The following is a 1,050-nucleotide window of genomic DNA, read 5'->3' on the forward strand; positions in this document are numbered from 1 at the left end:
CTAGGGCCTGTATCGAAGTTGCTGTGACTGCCTGACCTGGATTTTGGCGTTGTCGGGTGTGTCGGTGATCAAGAATGGGCGAGGTCTCCGGTAAAGGGTTCGTCGACCAAGAAGAACCTGAACACCGGAGACCTCGTGGACACCCTAGCGGTGGCGGGGCGGTTCGACCTGACTGACGCGCAGTGGGCTGTGCTGGAGCCGTTGCTGCCCCAGCCGTCGCGGTCAGGTCGGCCGTCGTTGTGGAGCAGACGGCAGTTGATGGACGGGATCCGGTGGCGTGTGCGTACCGGTGCGCCGTGGCGTGACCTGCCGGCGGCGTATGGATCATGGGCGGCGGCCTATGGGCTGTTCCGCCGCTGGCAGCGGGCCGGGGTCTGGCGGCGGATCGTGACCGCGCTGCAGGCCTTGGCCGACGTGGCCGGACGCATCACCTGGGATGTGAGCGTGGACTCCACGATCGCACGGGCGCATCAGCATGCGGCGGGAGCGCGGAAAAGGGGGATCTGCAGGCTGAACCACCGGGCGGGAGCACCGCCGAGCCCGAGGATCACGCGTTGGGTCGCTCCCGCGGCGGGTGGACCACGAAACTGCACCTGGGCTGCGAACAGGGTCAGAAGCCGCTGTCGATCGTGCTGACCGCCGGTCAGCGTGGCGACAGCCCGCAGTTCGTCCCGGTGTTGGCGGGTATCGGTGTGCCGCGTCCGGCCGGTGGCCGACCTCGCACACGGCCCGACCGTGTCCTGGCGGACAAGGCCTACACCTCGAAGGCCAACCGGGCTTATCTGCGCCGGCGGGGGATCCGGGCGACCATCCCGAGCAAGGCCGACCAGGACGCGCATCGCAAGGCCAAGGGGTCGAAGGGCGGCCGGCCACCGGCCTTCGACCCCGAGGTCTACAAGCAGCGCCACGCGGTCGAGTGCGGCATCAACCGGCTCAAACGCCACCGTGCCGTGGCCACCCGGTACGACAAGCTGGCCGTGCGCTACGAAGCCACCGTCTATGTCGCCGCGATCAACGAATGGCTCTGATCGACTTCGATACAGGCCCTAG

Annotated in this window: 1 protein-coding gene and 1 pseudogene; both read left to right on the forward strand. The window is 68.1% G+C overall.

All coding sequences use genetic code 11. The annotated features are described in order from the left end of the window. Positions 1-189: 189 nt before the first annotated feature. A pseudogene (locus tag QSK30_RS37260) lies at positions 190-429 on the forward strand (transposase); the annotation flags it as partial. Then, positions 327-1,028, forward strand: a complete 702-nt coding sequence (locus QSK30_RS36585; RefSeq protein WP_502871949.1) for an IS5 family transposase — start codon at positions 327-329, stop codon at positions 1,026-1,028. The pseudogene QSK30_RS37260 and the gene QSK30_RS36585, both read left to right, overlap by 103 nt. The last annotated feature ends 22 nt before the right edge of the window (positions 1,029-1,050 follow it).

The sequence above is a fragment of the Actinokineospora sp. NBRC 105648 genome (assembly GCF_030269645.1).
GTDB lineage: Bacteria > Actinomycetota > Actinomycetes > Mycobacteriales > Pseudonocardiaceae > Actinokineospora.